This window comes from Rhizobium sp. 'Codium 1' (genome assembly GCF_020889605.1).
GTDB classification, from domain to species: Bacteria; Pseudomonadota; Alphaproteobacteria; order Rhizobiales; family Rhizobiaceae; genus Allorhizobium; species Allorhizobium algae.
In genome coordinates this window covers 70554-87352 of sequence record NZ_JAJGPW010000005.1, presented here as the reverse complement: position 1 = coordinate 87352, position 16799 = coordinate 70554, and the positions used below count along the sequence as shown (strand labels likewise).

Sequence of the window (16799 nt, the reverse complement as noted above, 5' to 3'; positions counted from 1 at the left end):
CCTCGGCGCGAAGTCTGCGTGTCGCGCCTGCAAGGGAACCCTATGAAGATACTCGAACAATACATTCTGCGACGGGTCGTCCTGATGTTTCTTACAGCACTGCTTCCGGTGCTGGCGATCATCTGGACCACGCAGGTATTGCAGCGCATCAACCTTGTGACCGACAGCGGGCAGTCCGTAGGCTCCTTCATGGTGCTGGCGACGATGATCCTGCCCACCATCGTCGCGACGGTTTTGCCCTTCGCACTCGTCATCGGCATCACCCATACGCTGACCACGATGAACAACGATTCGGAGCTCGCCGTGATCGACGCGGCCGGGGCACCTCGTTCGATCATCCAGCGGCCATTGATCCTGCTTGCTGCCGGGCTCAGCATCTTCTCCTTTGTCATGATGGGCTTCGTCGAACCCGCCATGCGCGTCAATGTTCGCACGATGATCGCGACCGCCTATGCAGACCTGCTTTCTTCGGTCATCGAGGAGAAGACGTTTCGTCAGATCGAGCCTGGTCTCTATGTCCAGATTTCCGAGCGCCAGTCGGGACGGACGATGAAGGGCCTTCTCGTTGCCGATTCCCGCGACCCCGCCTCCGAACTCATCTATTATGCGCGCGAGGGCGCCGTGGACGAGAGCGGCAAGTCGCTCGTGATGCAGGACGGCGAAGTGCAACGCAAGGCGCCGAGTGGCGACGTAACCGTAATCCGCTTCGATCGCTACGCTTTCGACCTTTCGGACCTGTCCGAGGAGCGCGGCCAGGCCCGGTTCAGTGCGAAGGACCGCGATCTCTTCTATCTGATGGATCCGGATCCGCTCGACGAGCGGTACATCGCCAAGCCGAATGATTTCAGCGCAGAACTTCACCGCCGGATCAGCGCCTCCTTCTTCCCGCTCGTCTTTGCCTTGATCAGCCTGATGATGTGCGGAGATGCTCGCTCCCATCGCGAGGCGCGCCTGCACCCGATGGCGTCGGCCTTGCTGATGGCGCTCACATTGTTCTGGGCGTCGAACTACATGACTTCACTGGCGGAGGCTTCGACCGCACTCGTCCCGCTGCTCTATCTTGTTCCGCTCGCATGCGGCGCTGCGGCTGCCTTCATGCTGGTCACGAACCGCAGCCCGAAGCTGCCCAAAGCGATCTCGTCCCTGATCCAGACTGCGGTGACGTTGACACAGAAGCGCCTCGGCGCAGGAACCGGAGGTGCCGCGTGATCTGGACTCTGGGCCTCTATTTCTTTCGCCGCTACATGATCACCGCGTTCTGGTTCCTGCTTGGCGTCGTCTCGATCACCTACCTCATCGATTTCACCGAAACCTCGGGCCGGTACGACAGCCTGCCGGGTTACTCGGTCCCCGGCGTCCTCTACCTGACCGCGCTACGGCTGCCGCTCATCCTCCAGCAGACCGTACCCTTCATCGGCCTGTTCGTCGGAATGGCGACGCTGATCGCGCTGAACCGCAAGTCCGAACTGGTGGTCGCGCGGGCGGCGGGCATTTCCGTCTGGCAGTTCATGACCCCCTTTCTTGTCGGCGCCACTCTGCTCGGATTGCTGACGATGCTGGTGATCAACCCCCTGGCAGCCTGGGGCGCGAGGCAGGGCACCGAAATCGAGACACAATGGCGCGGAACCTCGGGCAGTTCCAAGCCCGCACCCATTCCGTGGCTGCGCCAATCGAGCGGAGATAACGATGTTGCGCTTGGCGCGCGCGCCGTCCTGGAGGATGGGGCGCTGCTCGTCGATGCCGTATTGCTGCACTTCGACCCGGATGGCCGCATCATCCTTCGTCAGGATGCACGCACTGCGAAGTTGAAAGATGGTTACTGGATGCTTACCGACGTGCTGGAGACACGTCCCGGCGAGATCCAGTCGCGCGTGGCCGATGCGCGCGTGGCCACCAACCTCAACGAGGAATTCGTTCAGCAACGACTGGCAAAGCCTGAAAGCGTTGCTTTTTATGATCTTTTTCGGAAAATTGAAGTTGCCCGGTCATTCGGAATCGCGCCATATGCGCTCGAGACCCAGTTCCACTCGCTGCTTTCGCTGCCTTTCCTGATGATTGCAATGACGCTTATCGCGGCAACCGTTTCGCTGAAATTCAGCCGTATCAACCAATCGAGGACGGTGATTCTCGGTGGAATATTGTCAGGCTTCGTGCTTTATGTTGTCACAGTGCTCGTCAGGGCATTCGGAAGCAGCGGCGTCATGCCGCCGTATGTTGCGGCCTGGGTCCCAGTTGTCGTAGCGATGGCATTAGGGGCAACGATTCTGCTTCACAAGGAGGATGGTTAGTGGCGGTAAAAGACCGCGGGAATATCAGGAGGCTCTCAGTAGCCCTGCTGACCAGTGTCGCTGTGTGCGCTTTGCCGCTCACCGCGCCTCTCGTGCATGCGCAGAGCCTGTCGGACTCAGCGACGACGGCAAGCAAACTCCCTGATGACGCGAAGCTGCTCCTTGCAGCCAATGAACTCGTTTATGACCGTGATGCCGAGCGCGTTGTCGCGAATGGCGCGGTCCAGATCAATTATGCGGGCTACCAGATGGTTGCCCGACAGGTCGTCTACGACCAGAAGACGGGTCGCGTCACCGCGGCCGGCAATATCGAGCTTGTGGAGCCGACCGGCAACCGCATCTATGCGGAATCGCTTGATGTCACGGACAATTTTTCCGACGGTTTCCTGAGGGCGCTTCGCGTCGAGACCTCCGACAATACGCGTCTTGTTGCCGAAAGCGCCGAGCGCGTCGGCGGCACCCAGATGATCTTGCACAAGGGCGTCTATACGGCCTGCCTGCCTTGCGCCGAAAATCCGTCGCGACCGCCGATCTGGCAGGTCAAGGCGGAACGGGTCGTGCAGGACGGCAAAAAGCAGACCGTTCGTCTGGAAAAGGCACGATTCGAACTTTTCGGACGCTCGATTGCCACTCTGCCTTTCATCGAGGTTCCCGACAATACCGTGAAGCGGAAGTCCGGTTTCCTCTTCCCCGCATTCCGCTCGGGTGAAAATGTCGGCTTCGGCATTTCGGTCCCCTATTATATTGCCATTGCGCCGGATCGCGATGCAACGATCACGACGACCGGGTTCAGCGCCCAGGGCGTGCTTCTGGAAGCCGAAGTTCGTCAGCGGTTTGAAAAGGGACAGGCCAGCCTGCGCCTTGCCGGCATAAGCCAGATGAATACCGACGAGTTCACCGCTGGCACCAGCGACGCCCAGCGGGATTTCCGCGGCCTCGTCGCGTCCAAGGGCGACTTCAAGATCAATCCGCGCTGGAGCTTCGGCTGGGACGTGATGTTTCAGACGGACAACAACTTCGCGCGTACCTATGGCGTTGAAGGTCTGAATAGCTCGACCAACACCAACACCGCCTACCTGACCGGTGTCGGCGAGCGCAATTTCTTCGACATGCGCGGCTACTACTTCGACGTTCAGGACGCGGATCTTGAGAACACTGCCGAAGAGAAGCAGGCTACGGTCCTGCCGGTCATCGACTACAGCTATTATGCGCCTGAACTCGTGGCAGGCGGCCAGCTGTCCGGAACGCTGAATTTCACCTCGCTCTCCCGTTTCTCGGACGAAACGGCTGATATGGATGACGACGGTGTCGACGATCTCTATCGTGGCCTCAAGGGCAACATGAACCGCCTCAGCGGCGAACTCGCATGGGAGCGCACCTTTGATGGGCCGGGCGGCCTGCAGATCACGCCTCTGCTCGCCGCACGCGGCGACGTCTATGGTCTCGCGATGGATACGCCTGCCAATTATGCCGGCAGCTACACCTCGAACGACGCCCCGGCGCGCGCCTTGCTGACGGCTGGCGTCGAGGTTCGGTATCCCTGGCTGATCACCAGCGGCAACAGCACGCATATCATCGAGCCGATCGCCCAGATCTATGCACGCAACGACGAGGACTACGCGGGCGAATTGCCCAACGAGGACTCGCAAAGCCTGGTCTTCGATGCGAGCAACCTCTTCTCGCGCAACAAGTTCTCGGGCTTCGACCGCGTCGAGGGTGGAACGCGGGCCAATGTCGGCATGCGTTACACGGGCAGCTTCGACAATGGCGTCGGTGTCCGCGCGGTTATCGGCCAGTCCTATCATCTGGCTGGCCTGAACTCCTATGCGACCGAGGACCTTCTGGCTGTCGGCACCGATTCAGGTCTCGAGACGGATGTCTCCGATTTTGTGGCATCGGCTGGCTTCGAACTGCCGGTGGGCCTATCCCTTTCCGCCGGCGTGCGCCTGGATGAGAAGACGCTCGAAGTTCGCAGAACCGACCTGAACGCCACTTACGCGCAGGACCGCTTCGAGACGAGCCTGACCTTTACCCATGTCGATGCCCGTCCCGAATATTCCTTCGACGAAGACAATCAGACCGTCGCCAGTTCATCGACGATCAAGCTCAATCAGAACTGGTCCGTTTTCGGTTCGGTTAACTACGATATCGACGCGAATTCGTTCAACCGCCGCAGCGTGGGCATTTCCTATGCTGACGAATGTACCGTCTTCTCGATCGCCTATTCGGACAAGTATGACCCGAACGACGAGACCGCAAACGACTGGACGGTCGGCGGCAGGCTGGTCTTCCGCACGCTCGGCGAGATCAATCTGAGCGATACGTCGTTCTGACGTCGGAACCGCTTCTGCGGAGGTCATTGTTTTGCCGCACGGATTGTGCAATCCGTGCGGCAGTTTTAAACTCCGTCGAACGTTTAATGTTGAACGTCCGGATGATGCATGATCTTCCGGAGAAAGGATTACAGATGGCTACAGCGAAAAAGGGCACCAGCGTCTTGCTTGCCGGCGTCATCGCGCTGTCCCTGAGCGTGAGCCCCACTCCGATGAGCGCGCCGGCGCAGGCAGCGACATCCGTCGTTGCCGTCGTCAACAAGACGGCGATCACAAGCGGTGATGTCGCAAGGCGTGCCGCTTTCCTGCGCCTGCAGCGCCGCAGCGGCAACCTGCAGAAAATCGCCAAGGAAGAACTCGTCAACGAAGCCTTGAAGCGCGAAGAGATCGCCCGCGTCGGCCTGTCCGTCAGCACGGCGGATGTCGATGCCTCGTTCGAACGCTTCGCCAGTTCGAACAAGCTGTCGGTCTCGCAGCTCACTTCGGTCCTCGATCGGGCCGGCGTCGGCGCGGCACATTTCAAGGCTTATATTGCGGTTTCGATGAGCTGGCCGCGTCTGGTCAATGCGCGTTACGGCGCCGGTTCGCGCGGTCGCCTGTCGAACCAGGATCTCGTCACGCGCCTTCTGGAAAACAAGCAGAAGCCGATCACGACCGAATACTTCCTCAAGCAGGTCGTCTTCGTCGTACCCGCATCGAAAAAAGGCATCGTGGGCAAGCGCAAGGCGGAGGCAGAGAAGTCCCGCGCCTCCTTCCCAGGCTGCGATCAGGCGATGGAGTTCGCCAAGAATTATCTCGACGTCTCGATCCGCAATCTTGGCCGGGTGCTGGAGCCGGAACTGCCGCCGGAGTGGAAGCCCCTGATCGAGAAGGCGAATGGCGGGACGACCGGCACACGCGTGACCGAACGTGGCGTCGAATATCTCGCCATCTGCAATCAGCGCCAGGTCTCGGACGATGTCGCAGCAGAGGTCGTGTTCCGCGCCGAGGACATCGGCAAGGAACAGCAGGGCGAGAACCCGAACGCCGAGAAATACCTCGAAGAACTGCGGTCCAAGGCCCAGATCGTATTGCAGTAAGCGGCGAAAGGCCGATCGATGACCGATGGCGTCCTCCCGCTTGCCCTCAGCCAGGGCGATCCGGCCGGTATAGGGCCGGATATTGCTCTCCAGGCATGGCTGAGACGGGGCGAAAGCGGACTGCCGCCGTTTCTCTACATCGGCGATCCGGCCGTCCTCCGGGTCCGTGCGCGACAGCTCGATCTGGATGTGCCCATCGTCGAGACGGATGCGCCAAATGCCGGCGCGCTTTTCGGCGATGCCCTGCCAGTCCACAGCATTCCGACCGGGGTCGATGTCCTCGCCGGCAAGCCGCATGTTTCGAATGCGCGCGGCACGATCGCAGCGATCGAGACGGCCGTTTCGCTCTGCCTGTCCGGCCAGGTTCGCGCCGTGGTCACCAATCCGATCGCCAAGTCTGTGCTCTATGAGGCCGGCTTCGGCTTTCCCGGCCACACCGAATTCCTCGCCGCTCTCGCCACGCGGACGACCGGCACACCCTGCATGCCGGTGATGATGCTGGCCGGGCCGAAGCTCAAGGCGGTTCCCGTGACCATTCACATTCCGATCAAGGATGTCCCTACGGCGCTCACCGAGACCCTGATCGTAGACACGTGTCGCATCGTTGCGCGGGATCTCGGCGCCCGCTTCGGCCTTGCCTCGCCACGGCTCGCCGTCGCGGGCCTGAATCCGCATGCGGGAGAAGGGGGCGCCATCGGGCACGAGGACGACGACATCATCCATCCCGCGATCCGCCTGTTGCGCGACGAAGGCATCGACGCCTTCGGCCCCCTGCCCGCCGACACCATGTTCCATGATGATGCCAGGGGCCGTTATGACGTTGCGATCTGCATGTATCACGACCAGGCCTTGATCCCCGCCAAGGCGCTGGGGTTTGACGACAGCGTCAACGTCACCTTGGGACTGCCTTTCATCCGCACGTCACCAGATCACGGCACGGCCTTCGGCCTTGCCGGCACAGGGCATGCCAGGGAAACCAGCCTGGTTGCAGCGTTGCAGATGGCCGACAGAATGAGCCAGGCGAAGGGTGTAACCGGCTGATGGCTGCACTCGACGGACTGCCGCCGCTGCGCGATGTCATCGCGCGCCATGGACTGGATGCCAAGAAGGCACTCGGACAGAACTTCCTGCTCGACCTCAACCTGACGCAGAAGGTCGCACGTACGGCCGGCTCGCTCGAAGGGGCGACCGTCATCGAGGTGGGACCGGGACCGGGCGGATTGACCCGCGCGATTCTGGCGCTCGGGGCAAAAAAGGTGATCGCCATCGAGCGCGATGCGCGCTGCCTGCCGGCACTCCAGGAAATCGCAGATCATTATCCCGGCCGCCTCGAGGTAATCGAGGGGGATGCGCTGAAGACGGACTTCGAAACGCTGGCTCGGGGGGAACCGGTCAAGATCATCGCCAATCTCCCCTATAATGTCGGCACGCAATTGCTGGTCAACTGGCTGCTACCCGGGCATTGGCCGCCATTCTGGCAGTCTTTGACGCTGATGTTCCAGAAGGAAGTCGGACAGCGGATCGTGGCCAGCGAGGACGACAATCACTATGGCCGTCTCGGCGTGCTCTGCGGCTGGCGGACGAATGCGCACATGGCTTTCGACATACCGCCGCAGGCCTTTACGCCGCCGCCCAAGGTGACGTCGACCGTGGTCCATCTGGAGCCGATCGAAAAGCCCCTGCCCTGTGATCCGGACAAGCTGGAAAAGGTGACGTTGGCGGCCTTTGGCCAGCGTCGGAAGATGCTGCGACAGAGCCTCAAGCCGATCGGCGGCGAGGCGCTGCTCTCCCGCGCCGATATCGATCCGCAGCGCCGGGCGGAAACGCTCAGCGTCGAGGAATTCTGCCGGATCGCCAACCTGATCTGAATTTCAGCAAGCGGTGAGCCGCCCGCCCTGTGGGCCGGGCTCAGGGCGGAGCCGCGACCGGCGCTGTTGTTTCGTTGACCAGCCAGGTGGCCAGAAGTCTGGCAGCAGGGCTGTCGGTCCCATCCACCAGCCAATATCCCCGTTCCGGAACCTGCACTGTCTGTCCGGTCACGACCAGCAGGTTCGAATCGATCAGTTGATCGATGATGCCCAACCAGCCGAGGGCAAACCCCTGCCCGCTCAAGGCGGCCTGGATGACCAGCGCATAGGTGTTGAAGCGCAGATCACCTGGACGATCCTGCTCTATGGCGCCGATCGAAGCGCCTGCGCAATAGGTTTTCCAATCGAGCCAGGGGGAGAGATTATCCGCTTCGAGATGGATTAGTGGTCCCGCCTGCACCAGGGCGCTCGCGTTCCCAGCCAGCCGCGCGGCGAGAGCCGGCGTGCAGACCGGCACCACCCGCTCCGGCATTAGCAACCTGCCCCGGGCCGAAAACTCGTCCACGGTTCCGAAGGCGACCGCCAGATCAGCATCTTCACGCCAATGGTGTCCGAGTCGTTGTGTGGCGACGATCTGCAGGTCGATTTCCGGATGACTTTGGCGAAACGCATGCATGCGCGGAATGAGCCAGAGGCTGGAAAACGCGTAATCGGTCGCAAGACGGACGGTCGGACGGCGGCGAGCGGCGCGCAGGCTCCGCTGCAGGCTGTCCACCTCTGCCACGGTGCGTTCGGCGATCGCCAGCAGGCGACGGCCCTCGTCGGTGAAGCGCACGCCTCGGTGGAGCCGCTGGAGAAGCGGCAGTCCGGCACGTTGCTCCAAAAGACGGATCTGATAGCTGACGGCCGGCTGACTGAGGCCGAGCGCCTCGGCGGCGGCCGACAGCGAACCTCGGCGATCGACCTCGACCAGAAGCCGCATCCAGGCCAGATCTATCAGCTCGTCAGACATAGAGAGGACTTATGGCAAACATCAAAAAATACCAGCTTCACAGGCACTCGTACCGCATCTTGAATAAGCGAAGACAATACCACAAAAAGAGGGAACCACCATGCGCATGACATCAGGCAATCGCAGCAGGCTCGGCGGCTTAGCGGGTCTTGGACTGCTTCTCATGGCTGGCAGCACAGCCGCGCAGGACGCCGAGAGTTGCAAGACCGTCCGCCTGTCCGATCCGGGCTGGACCGACATCACCGCGACCAATGGCGTCGCCACGGTCGTCCTGGAGGCTCTCGGCTACCAGCCGGACGTCAAGACGCTCTCCGTGCCGATCGGCTACCAGTCGATGAAGAACGGCGAAATCGACGTCTTCCTCGGCAACTGGATGCCGGCGCAGCAGGCCTTCATCGACGACCTGAACAGCGCAAAGGCCATCGAGGTTGTTGCAAAGAATCTGGAAGGTGCCAAGTTCACGCTCGCCGTACCCACCGCGACCGCGGAAAAGGGCATCAAGGATTTCGCCGATCTCGGCAAGAACCCGGACGAATTCGAAAGCAAGATCTACGGCATCGAGCCGGGCGCTCCGGCAAATGCCAACATCCAGAAAATGATCGATGCCGGCGAGTTCGGACTGAAGGACTGGGAACTGGTCGAGTCGGGTGAACAGGCCATGCTGGCCCAAGTCGAGCGTGCCTCGAAGGAAGGCAAGGGAGTCGTCTTCCTCGCCTGGGCACCGCATCCGATGAACGAGCGCTTCGATCTGACCTATCTCTCCGGCGGCGACGACTATTTCGGTCCGAATTTCGGCGGCGCCGAAGTCTACACACTCGCGCGCAGCGGCTGGAGCGAGGGCTGCCCGAATGCCGCAACTCTGTTCACGCAGATGACCTTCGACATCTCGATGGAGAACGTGCTGATGGGCGAGATCCTCGGCGGCAAGGATTCCAAGGAAGTCGCATCGGCCTGGCTGAAGTCCAACCCGGCTGTTCTGGACGGCTGGCTGAAGGGTGTCACCACCTTCGACGGGCAGCCGGGTGACGCTGCGGTCAAGTCGGCTCTCGGTCTTTGAGGGATCGACGCATGACCTCTCGCCCCAACATCCTGATCCTGATGGTGGATCAGTTCAACGGGACCCTCTTTCCGGATGGTCCCGCCGACTTCCTGCATGCCCCGCATCTCAAGTCCCTGGCGAAGCGCTCCGTGCGCTTCGCAAATACCTATACGGCAAGTCCGCTCTGCGCCCCGGCACGGGCCTCCTTCATGTCGGGCCAATTGCCGAGCCGCACCCGCGTCTATGACAATGCGGCCGAATTCGCCTCGGACATACCGACCTATGCGCATCACTTGCGAGCGGCCGGCTACCAGACGAGCCTTTCGGGCAAAATGCATTTCGTCGGGCCGGATCAGTTGCATGGCTTCGAGGAGCGGCTGACGACCGACATCTACCCCGCCGATTTCGGCTGGACGCCTGACTATCGCAAGCCGGGCGAGCGCATCGACTGGTGGTACCACAATCTCGGCTCCGTCACCGGTGCGGGTGTCGCTGAAATCTCCAACCAGATGGAGTATGACGACGAGGTGGCCTACAACGCGACCCGCCGGCTCTACGACCTCTCGCGCGGCCATGACGAGCGACCCTGGTGCCTGACGGTGAGCTTTACGCATCCGCACGACCCTTATGTCGCACGGCGGAAATACTGGGATCTCTATGACGGCTGCGAGGCCCTTGCGCCGCGAGTGCCTGCAATTCCCTACGACGGTCAGGATCCGCATTCGCGCCGCCTGATGGATGCTTGCGACCATCTCGAATTCGACATCACTGACGAAAATGTCGCGCGGGCACGCCAGGGCTATTTCGCCAACATCTCCTATGTCGATGACAAGATCGGCGAGATCCTCGACGTGCTCGATCGCACCCGCATGTCGGACAATACGGTCATCTTCTTCGTCTCCGACCATGGCGACATGCTGGGCGAGCGCGGCCTCTGGTTCAAGATGAATTTCTTCGAGGGCTCCGCGCGGGTGCCGATGATGATGGCAATCCCGGGGATCGAAGGCAGACTGGTGACGACGCCGGCTTCCACGCTCGATGTCACGCCAACGCTTGCCGGCCTTGCGGGTATCGACATCTCGACCATCTCCGACTGGACCGATGGCGAGGACCTGATGCCTCTTGCGACCGGCACCGGTGGGCGAGGCATCGTGCCCATGGAATATGCGGCGGAGGGTACGGTGAGCCCAATGGTCGGGCTGCGCAATGAGCGGTACAAACTGACGCTCTGCGAGGCTGATCCGCCGGTCCTGACGGATCTCGAAGCCGATCCAGACGAACTCACCAATCTGGCGGAAGATCCGGCAGCAGCCGAGATCATGGCCTTGCTTGGCGAGGAAGCCTCAAGCCGCTGGGATCTTCAGCGCTTCGATGCAGCCGTTCGGGAAAGCCAGGCGCGGCGACACATCGTCTATGCCGCGCTGCGCAACGGCGCCTACTTCCCCTGGGATTACCAGCCATTGCAGAAGGCCTCGGAGCGCTACATGCGCAATCACATGGACCTCAACATTCTCGAGGAAAACCAGCGCTTCCCGAGAGGCGAATGATCCAAGAAGAAGGGCGGCCGATACAATCTGCCGCCCTTCTTTCATTCGCAATTTTAAAGTGTCAGGCGATCAGCCCCTCGACGAAATCGAAGAGACCGTGACGGCGGTCGCGGCGCAGACGCTCGGCCTTGACGATTGACTGAACCGCGTCGAAAGCCGCCTGCAGGTCGTCGTTGACGATCACATAGTCATATTCGCGCCAATGGGCGATCTCGGCACGGGAATTGTCAAGGCGGGTCTGGATGACCTCCTCGGTGTCCTCGGCCCGGCGATGCAGCCGGGACTGGAGCTCCGCCATGGTCGGCGGCAGGATGAAGATCGAGACGACATCGGCCGACATCTTGTCCTGCAACTGCTGGGCGCCCTGCCAGTCGATGTCGAAGAGCATATCGCGCCCCTCGCCCATAGCCGTTTCCACGGCCTCGCGCGGCGTGCCGTAATAATTGCCGTGCACCTGCGCCCATTCGAGAAGCGAGTCGCTGTCGCGCAGTCGCTCGAATTCCCGTTGCGACACGAAATTATAGTGCACGCCTTCGATTTCGCTCTGGCGACGCTGGCGCGTGGTGACGCTGACCGAAAGGCCAATCCGCTTGTCCTTGTCCATCAGCGTGCGGGCAATGGTGGATTTCCCCGCACCCGATGGCGAGGAGATGACCAGCATCAGGCCGCGCCTGGCAATCTTGACGTGTGCAGACTCACTCTCGGCCATGGACTACTCCAGATTCTGGACCTGTTCGCGGAACTGGTCGATGACGACCTTCAATTCGATGCCGGCTGCGGTGACGGCGACGGCATTGGATTTGGAACAGATAGTATTTGATTCTCGGTTAAATTCCTGCGCCAGAAAATCGAGCTTGCGGCCGACAGGGCCGCCTGTGGCGAGCAATTCGCGGGCGGCAGTCACATGCGCCTTCAGCCGGTCGATCTCCTCGCGCAGATCCGCCTTGGTGGCGATCATGGCGACTTCCTGATGCAGGCGATCGCGGTCGAGGCCATTGGTCGTATCCATCAGCGTGGCGAGTTGGGCTTCGAGGCGGCGGGCGATCTCTTCCGGAGAACGGGAAGGATCGGCCTCGATCTGGAGGGCGAGATCCTCGATCCTTGCGATCTGTTCTTCGAGGATACGACGGAGCGCCGCGCCCTCCGCCGTGCGCATCTCGGTGATCGCAGTGACCGCGCGCTCGAGGCCTTCAAGGATATCGGTGTCGCGAGCGGCAATCGCATCCGCGTCGTCGGTCGCCTCGCGCATGTCCACGAGGCCCCGGATCGACAGCAGCGTGTCGAGTCGCAGCGGCGCGGGATCGAGCATGTCGGGGCCCAGTTCGTCGCGAAGCGAAAGCACGGCTGCGAGCGCATCCCGGTTGAGCACGGCCTCCACCCGGTTTTCGCTGACCGCCACGCTGAGACCAATCTGCAGGTTTCCGCGGGTCAGACGCTCGCCAGCGAGCCGACGAATGTCGGTTTCCAGCGCTTCGTGTCCCTGCGGCAGTCGCGTGCGCAGATCCAGCCCCTTGCCGTTGACCGAACGCAGTTCCCAGGCCCAGCGGTATCGCCCGGACGAACCTTCGATGCGGGCGAAGCCCGTCATGGATTGCAGTGTCATGCCCCGCCCCCTGATGCCAGTCTCAATCGTTCGCCGCCGGATCGATTTCCGGTTCGACATCGAGGGTCGCCGGCGGCGTCTGGGCGCGTTCGGCCTCGATCTTGCGCCAGCGGCGCACGTTCGCATTGTGCTCGTCCAGCGTCGGCGCGAAGGCGTGGCCACCATTGCCGTCGGCAACGAAGTAGAGATCTTCCGTCTTCCACGGATGAGCGACGGATTCGAGTGCCGCGCGGCCCGGATTGGCGATCGGACCGGGTGGCAGGCCCTTGATCACATAGGTGTTGTAGGGCGTCTCCTTGCGGATGTCGGACTGGAAGATCGGACGATCGGCCGGTTTGCCGTCACCGCCAAAGAGGCCATAGATGATGGTCGGGTCCGACTGCAGGCGCATGCCCTTGTTCAGGCGATTGATGAACACGGAGGCCACGTGGGCGCGTTCGTCGTCCTTGCCGGTTTCCTTCTCGACGATCGAGGCGAGCGTGACGAATTCTTCCTTGGTCTCGACCGGCAGATCCGGATCGCGCTTCTCCCAGATCTGGTCGATCAACCGATCCTGTGCCGCACGCATCTGCGTGACGATCTCGGCGCGGTTGGTGCCGCGGGTGAACTTGTAGGTGTCGGGGCGCAGGCTGCCTTCCGGCGGCAGTTCCGTCGGCAGTTCACCTTCCAGCACCGTATCGGCAGCAAGACGCTGGAACATCTGCTTGACGGTCAGGCCTTCCGGGAAGGACACCGCATAGAGGATCGACTTGCCGGACTCGAGCAGGGCCGTGACCTCCTTCATCGAGGCACCGGCCTTGATCTCGTATTCACCGGCCTTCAGGGTCTGGCCGTCGGCGAGATAGGTCGTGGTAACGTATCGATAGATCCGGGCATCCGAGACGATCCCGTTGCGCTCGAGATTGTTGGCGATCTCGGCGAGACCGGCGCCGCTGCGCACCACGAAATTGGTGTTGGCCGCCAGAGGTCCGGGCTTCTGATAGCTGTCCATGACATAGAAGAAGCCTGCGACAGCGACGACGCAGACGAAGACCGCCATGGTCATCAGGAAGTTCAGGAAGATCACGAGCTGGCTGCGAGCCTTGCGCGAGCGGCGCGGCGGCTGGGGCACGCGCTCGGGGCGCAGCGCCTCGTTGGGCGACTTCGGAATGAAGGGGCCCTTGCCCGGCTGGTTATCGGCATCGCGGCCGAAGGAGACACCGTTGTTCTGGCTACCGCCATTCTGGCTGTTGTCGGTCACCGGCAATCCTTCTTTGTTTCGCACTCGCGGCTGTTTCATCCAGCAATGCGGCAAAAATCCGGGTCATCGTCCGGCGCGGTGCGCCGGGCGTTGGCATGATTTCTAACCGCAGTCCAAGGGAGCGGGCAAGAGCATCCCGCCTTCATCCAGAGCTATCACGGGCGACGGGACCAAACTCCTGCCGCCCGGGTTCAGATCAGCCCTCGTAGCGCTTCAGCACCAGCGATGCATTGGTGCCGCCAAAGCCGAAGGAATTCGACAGGGCGACGTTGATCTCACGCTTGCGCGCCTTGTGGGGCACGAGATCGATCTTCGTCTCGACATCGGGATTGTCCAGGTTGAGCGTCGGCGGCGCGATGTTGTCGCGAATCGCCAGCGTCGAGAAGATTGCCTCGACGGCACCGGCGGCACCGAGCAGGTGGCCGATTGCCGATTTGGTCGAGGACATCGAGACCTTCGGAGCATGCTCGCCCAGAAGCCGTTCAACGGCGCCGAGTTCGATCGTGTCCGCCATGGTCGAGGTGCCATGGGCGTTGATATAGTCGATATCGCCCGCCGAAAGGCCGGCACGCTTCAGCGCCATGGTCATGCAGCGGAACGCCCCGTCGCCGTCTTCCGAAGGCGCCGTGATGTGGAAGGCGTCGCCAGAAAGACCATAGCCGACGACTTCGGCATAGATCTTGGCGCCGCGAGCCTTGGCGTGTTCCAGTTCTTCGAGCACGACGATGCCGGCGCCCTCGCCCATGACGAAACCGTCGCGGTCCTTGTCATAGGGACGGGAGGCCGCTGTCGGATCGTCGTTGCGGGCGGTCGAGAGTGCCTTGCAGGCGGCAAAGCCCGCGAGAGAAACGCGGTTGATCGGCGATTCCGTGCCGCCGGCGACCATGACGTCGGCATCGCCGAGCGCCACGAGACGGGCAGCATCACCGATCGCATGCGCGCCGGTGGAGCAGGCCGTGACGACGGAATGGTTGGGGCCACGCAGTTTGTGGCGGATGGAGACATGGCCGGAGGCCAGATTGATCAGGCGGCCTGGAATGAAGAAGGGCGAGAGCCGGCGCGGCCCCTTGTCACGCAGGATGTGCCCCGCCTCGACGATGCCTTCGATGCCACCGATGCCGGAGCCGATCAGCACGCCGGTCTGGCACTGGTCTTCGTAGGTGCTCGGCGCCCAGCCGGCATCCTTCAGCGCCATGTCGGCCGCAGCGACTGCAAAGATGATGAAATGATCGACCTTGCGCTGCTCCTTGGGCTCCATCCAGTCATCCGGATTCCAGGCACCTTCGCCCTCGGTGGGCAAGCGGCAGGCGATCTTGGCAGGCAGATCTTCGACCTCGAACTCCGTGACGCGCCGGGCGCCGCTCTGGCTGGCCAGCAGCCGCTGCCAGGTCAATTCCGTTCCACATCCCAGAGGCGATACCATGCCGGTACCGGTGATGACGACACGTCTCATCGTGCGAGGCCCACCCAAATTCTTTGACCGAAGTCATTGTAAACAAAGGTCCAGATACAACAAGGCCCGCTCATCGCGGGCCCAAGCGGACAGGACGGGCATAAAGCCCGCCTTCCGCAGCAGTGTGATCGATCAGGCCTGAGCCTTCTCGATGAACTTCACAGCGTCGCCGACCGTCAGGATCGAGTCAGCAGCATCGTCCGGGATCTCAACGCCGAATTCTTCTTCGAACGCCATGACGAGTTCGACGGTGTCGAGCGAGTCAGCGCCCAGATCGTCGATGAAGCTGGCGCCTTCGACAACCTTTTCAGCGTCAACGCCGAGATGATCAACTACAATTTTCTTCACGCGTTCTGCGATATCGCTCATGTCGGTATCCTCGACCTTCTAAAATTCAGAGGGAGCCTTAATGGCGTCCCTGCCCTGCATTCCGCCAGTGATCGCTTTCGTCCCCACCAGCAAACCCGTTCGGCCCAGACCCAGAGCGGTTTATGCGAACAAAAGCATAAACTTCGGCTCATGAGACGGAGCAACTGCTCACAGTCATGGCCCGCTTAACACGGTTTCAGCGCGCCGCAAAGCCAGAAATTCGCCCCTTTGCCTCGGTCAACATCCTATTGCAGAGGGGCAGTTTCCGGCAACGAGATCAGATCATCGCCATACCGCCGTTCACGTGCAGCGTCTGCCCCGTCATGTAGGCTGCCTCATTGGAGGCGAGGTAGACAACGGCGGAGGCGACCTCGGCTCCGGTGCCCATGCGCTTCATGGGGATTGCTCCCATGATGGCGTCCTTCTGCTTGTCGTTGAGCTTGCCCGTCATTGCGCTTTCGATGAAGCCGGGCGCGACGCAGTTGACAGTCACGTTGCGCGTGGCGATTTCCTGGGCGAGCGACTTCGAAAAGCCGATCATGCCGGCCTTGGATGCGCAGTAATTGGCCTGACCCGGATTGCCGGTCACGCCGACGATGGAGGTGATGTTGATGATGCGGCCGAAACGGCGGCGCATCATCGGATGGGTCAGTTCGCGTGTCAGGCGGAAGACGGCGGTCAGATTGACCTCGAGAACCGCATCCCAGTCGGCATCGGACATGCGCACAAACAGGCCGTCCTTGGTGATGCCGGCATTGTTGACGAGGATGTCGACACCTTCCAGTTCGGCTTCGGCCTTTTCGCCGAGCGTCTTCACCTCGTCGCGATCCGACAGGTTTGCCGGGAAGATCTTCACGCGGTCGCCGAGTTCGGCAGCAAGCGCTTCCAGCTTTTCGACACGCGTGCCGTGCAGGCCGACGATTGCGCCCTGGGCATGCAGCTGCCTTGCGATTTCTTCACCAATGCCGCCGGTGGCGCCGGTGACGAGTGCCTTGCGGCCGGTCAGATCCAACATGATTGAATTCCTT

15 protein-coding genes are annotated in these 16799 nt (G+C 61.7%); 8 read left to right on the top strand and 7 right to left on the bottom strand.

The genetic code is table 11. The features are described 5' to 3' along the window. Window positions 1–42: 42 nt before the first annotated feature. From lptF to rsmA, 6 genes are all read left to right on the top strand, one after another. Window positions 43–1209 (top strand): LPS export ABC transporter permease LptF, encoded by a 1167-nt coding sequence (lptF, locus tag LJE98_RS13970; RefSeq protein ID WP_229575838.1) that lies wholly within the window; start codon window positions 43–45, stop codon window positions 1207–1209. A gap of 35 nt (window positions 1210–1244) precedes the next feature. After that, window positions 1245–2288 (top strand): LPS export ABC transporter permease LptG, encoded by a 1044-nt coding sequence (lptG, locus tag LJE98_RS13965; RefSeq protein ID WP_229576020.1) that lies wholly within the window; start codon window positions 1245–1247, stop codon window positions 2286–2288. Continuing rightward, on the top strand, window positions 2288–4621 hold the full coding sequence (locus LJE98_RS13960) for an LPS-assembly protein LptD (RefSeq protein WP_229575837.1): 2334 nt from the start codon (window positions 2288–2290) through the stop codon (window positions 4619–4621). Before lptG ends, LJE98_RS13960 begins: the two co-directional genes overlap by 1 nt. A 134-nt stretch (window positions 4622–4755) precedes the next feature. Continuing rightward, window positions 4756–5700 carry a SurA N-terminal domain-containing protein gene (locus tag LJE98_RS13955; RefSeq protein ID WP_229575836.1) on the top strand — a complete coding sequence of 315 codons (945 nt, stop codon included), beginning with the start codon at window positions 4756–4758 and terminating at the stop codon, window positions 5698–5700. A gap of 18 nt (window positions 5701–5718) precedes the next feature. After that, complete coding sequence (gene pdxA, locus LJE98_RS13950) at window positions 5719–6741, top strand: 4-hydroxythreonine-4-phosphate dehydrogenase PdxA (protein WP_229575835.1); 1023 nt, start codon at window positions 5719–5721, stop codon at window positions 6739–6741. Next, window positions 6741–7568, top strand: a complete 828-nt coding sequence (gene rsmA, locus LJE98_RS13945; RefSeq protein ID WP_229575834.1) for a 16S rRNA (adenine(1518)-N(6)/adenine(1519)-N(6))-dimethyltransferase RsmA — start codon at window positions 6741–6743, stop codon at window positions 7566–7568. The genes pdxA and rsmA overlap by 1 nt, the downstream gene beginning before the upstream one ends. A gap of 40 nt (window positions 7569–7608) precedes the next feature. On the opposite strand, the gene LJE98_RS13940 is transcribed toward rsmA, so the two are convergent. After that, on the bottom strand, window positions 7609–8520 hold the full coding sequence (locus tag LJE98_RS13940) for a LysR substrate-binding domain-containing protein (protein WP_229575833.1): 912 nt from the start codon (window positions 8518–8520) through the stop codon (window positions 7609–7611). A 100-nt stretch (window positions 8521–8620) separates the two neighbouring features. Here LJE98_RS13940 and LJE98_RS13935 point away from each other — a divergent pair, with 100 nt between their 5' ends. Further along, the gene (locus LJE98_RS13935) at window positions 8621–9577 is read left to right on the top strand and encodes a choline ABC transporter substrate-binding protein (protein WP_229575832.1); all 957 of its coding nucleotides are present in this window, start codon (window positions 8621–8623) and stop codon (window positions 9575–9577) included. Between the two features lie 11 nt (window positions 9578–9588). Then, a complete protein-coding gene (gene betC / locus LJE98_RS13930) occupies window positions 9589–11106 on the top strand; it encodes a choline-sulfatase (RefSeq protein ID WP_229575831.1) in 1518 nt (505 codons plus the stop codon). 61 nt (window positions 11107–11167) lie between these two features. Here betC and gmk read toward each other — a convergent pair whose 3' ends face one another. The 6 genes from gmk to fabG form a co-directional block, all read right to left on the bottom strand. Continuing rightward, the gene (gene gmk, locus LJE98_RS13925; RefSeq protein ID WP_229575830.1) at window positions 11168–11815 is read right to left on the bottom strand and encodes a guanylate kinase; all 648 of its coding nucleotides are present in this window, start codon (window positions 11813–11815) and stop codon (window positions 11168–11170) included. 3 nt (window positions 11816–11818) lie between these two features. Continuing rightward, a complete protein-coding gene (locus tag LJE98_RS13920) occupies window positions 11819–12709 on the bottom strand; it encodes a YicC/YloC family endoribonuclease (protein WP_229575829.1) in 891 nt (296 codons plus the stop codon). A gap of 22 nt (window positions 12710–12731) precedes the next feature. Next, the gene (gene mltG / locus LJE98_RS13915) at window positions 12732–13955 is read right to left on the bottom strand and encodes an endolytic transglycosylase MltG (protein ID WP_229576019.1); all 1224 of its coding nucleotides are present in this window, start codon (window positions 13953–13955) and stop codon (window positions 12732–12734) included. 190 nt (window positions 13956–14145) lie between these two features. After that, window positions 14146–15402, bottom strand: coding sequence for a beta-ketoacyl-ACP synthase II (fabF, locus tag LJE98_RS13910; RefSeq protein WP_229575828.1), 1257 nt, complete (start codon window positions 15400–15402; stop codon window positions 14146–14148). Window positions 15403–15534: 132 nt separating this feature from the next. Then, window positions 15535–15771, bottom strand: a complete 237-nt coding sequence (locus LJE98_RS13905) for an acyl carrier protein (RefSeq protein WP_006727438.1) — start codon at window positions 15769–15771, stop codon at window positions 15535–15537. Between the two features lie 277 nt (window positions 15772–16048). Continuing rightward, window positions 16049–16786: a 3-oxoacyl-[acyl-carrier-protein] reductase gene (gene fabG / locus LJE98_RS13900; RefSeq protein ID WP_229575827.1), complete on the bottom strand. Its 738-nt coding sequence runs from the start codon at window positions 16784–16786 to the stop codon at window positions 16049–16051. Between the last annotated feature and the right edge of the window lie 13 nt (window positions 16787–16799).

Bases quoted from the DNA above. Each gene is read 5' to 3' on its own strand.
- LJE98_RS13940 (WP_229575833.1), bottom strand. From the start codon at position 8,520: ATGTCTGACGAGCTGATAGATCTGGCCTGGATGCGGCTTCTGGTCGAG.
- rsmA (WP_229575834.1), top strand. From the start codon at position 6,741: ATGGCTGCACTCGACGGACTGCCGCCGCTGCGCGATGTCATCGCGCGC.
- pdxA (WP_229575835.1), top strand. From the start codon at position 5,719: ATGACCGATGGCGTCCTCCCGCTTGCCCTCAGCCAGGGCGATCCGGCC.
- betC (WP_229575831.1), top strand. From the start codon at position 9,589: ATGACCTCTCGCCCCAACATCCTGATCCTGATGGTGGATCAGTTCAAC.
- LJE98_RS13920 (WP_229575829.1), bottom strand. From the start codon at position 12,709: ATGACACTGCAATCCATGACGGGCTTCGCCCGCATCGAAGGTTCGTCC.
- LJE98_RS13955 (WP_229575836.1), top strand. From the start codon at position 4,756: ATGGCTACAGCGAAAAAGGGCACCAGCGTCTTGCTTGCCGGCGTCATC.
- fabF (WP_229575828.1), bottom strand. From the start codon at position 15,402: ATGAGACGTGTCGTCATCACCGGTACCGGCATGGTATCGCCTCTGGGA.
- LJE98_RS13905 (WP_006727438.1), bottom strand. From the start codon at position 15,771: ATGAGCGATATCGCAGAACGCGTGAAGAAAATTGTAGTTGATCATCTC.
- lptG (WP_229576020.1), top strand. From the start codon at position 1,245: ATGATCACCGCGTTCTGGTTCCTGCTTGGCGTCGTCTCGATCACCTAC.
- fabG (WP_229575827.1), bottom strand. From the start codon at position 16,786: ATGTTGGATCTGACCGGCCGCAAGGCACTCGTCACCGGCGCCACCGGC.
- lptF (WP_229575838.1), top strand. From the start codon at position 43: ATGAAGATACTCGAACAATACATTCTGCGACGGGTCGTCCTGATGTTT.
- LJE98_RS13935 (WP_229575832.1), top strand. From the start codon at position 8,621: ATGCGCATGACATCAGGCAATCGCAGCAGGCTCGGCGGCTTAGCGGGT.
- gmk (WP_229575830.1), bottom strand. From the start codon at position 11,815: ATGGCCGAGAGTGAGTCTGCACACGTCAAGATTGCCAGGCGCGGCCTG.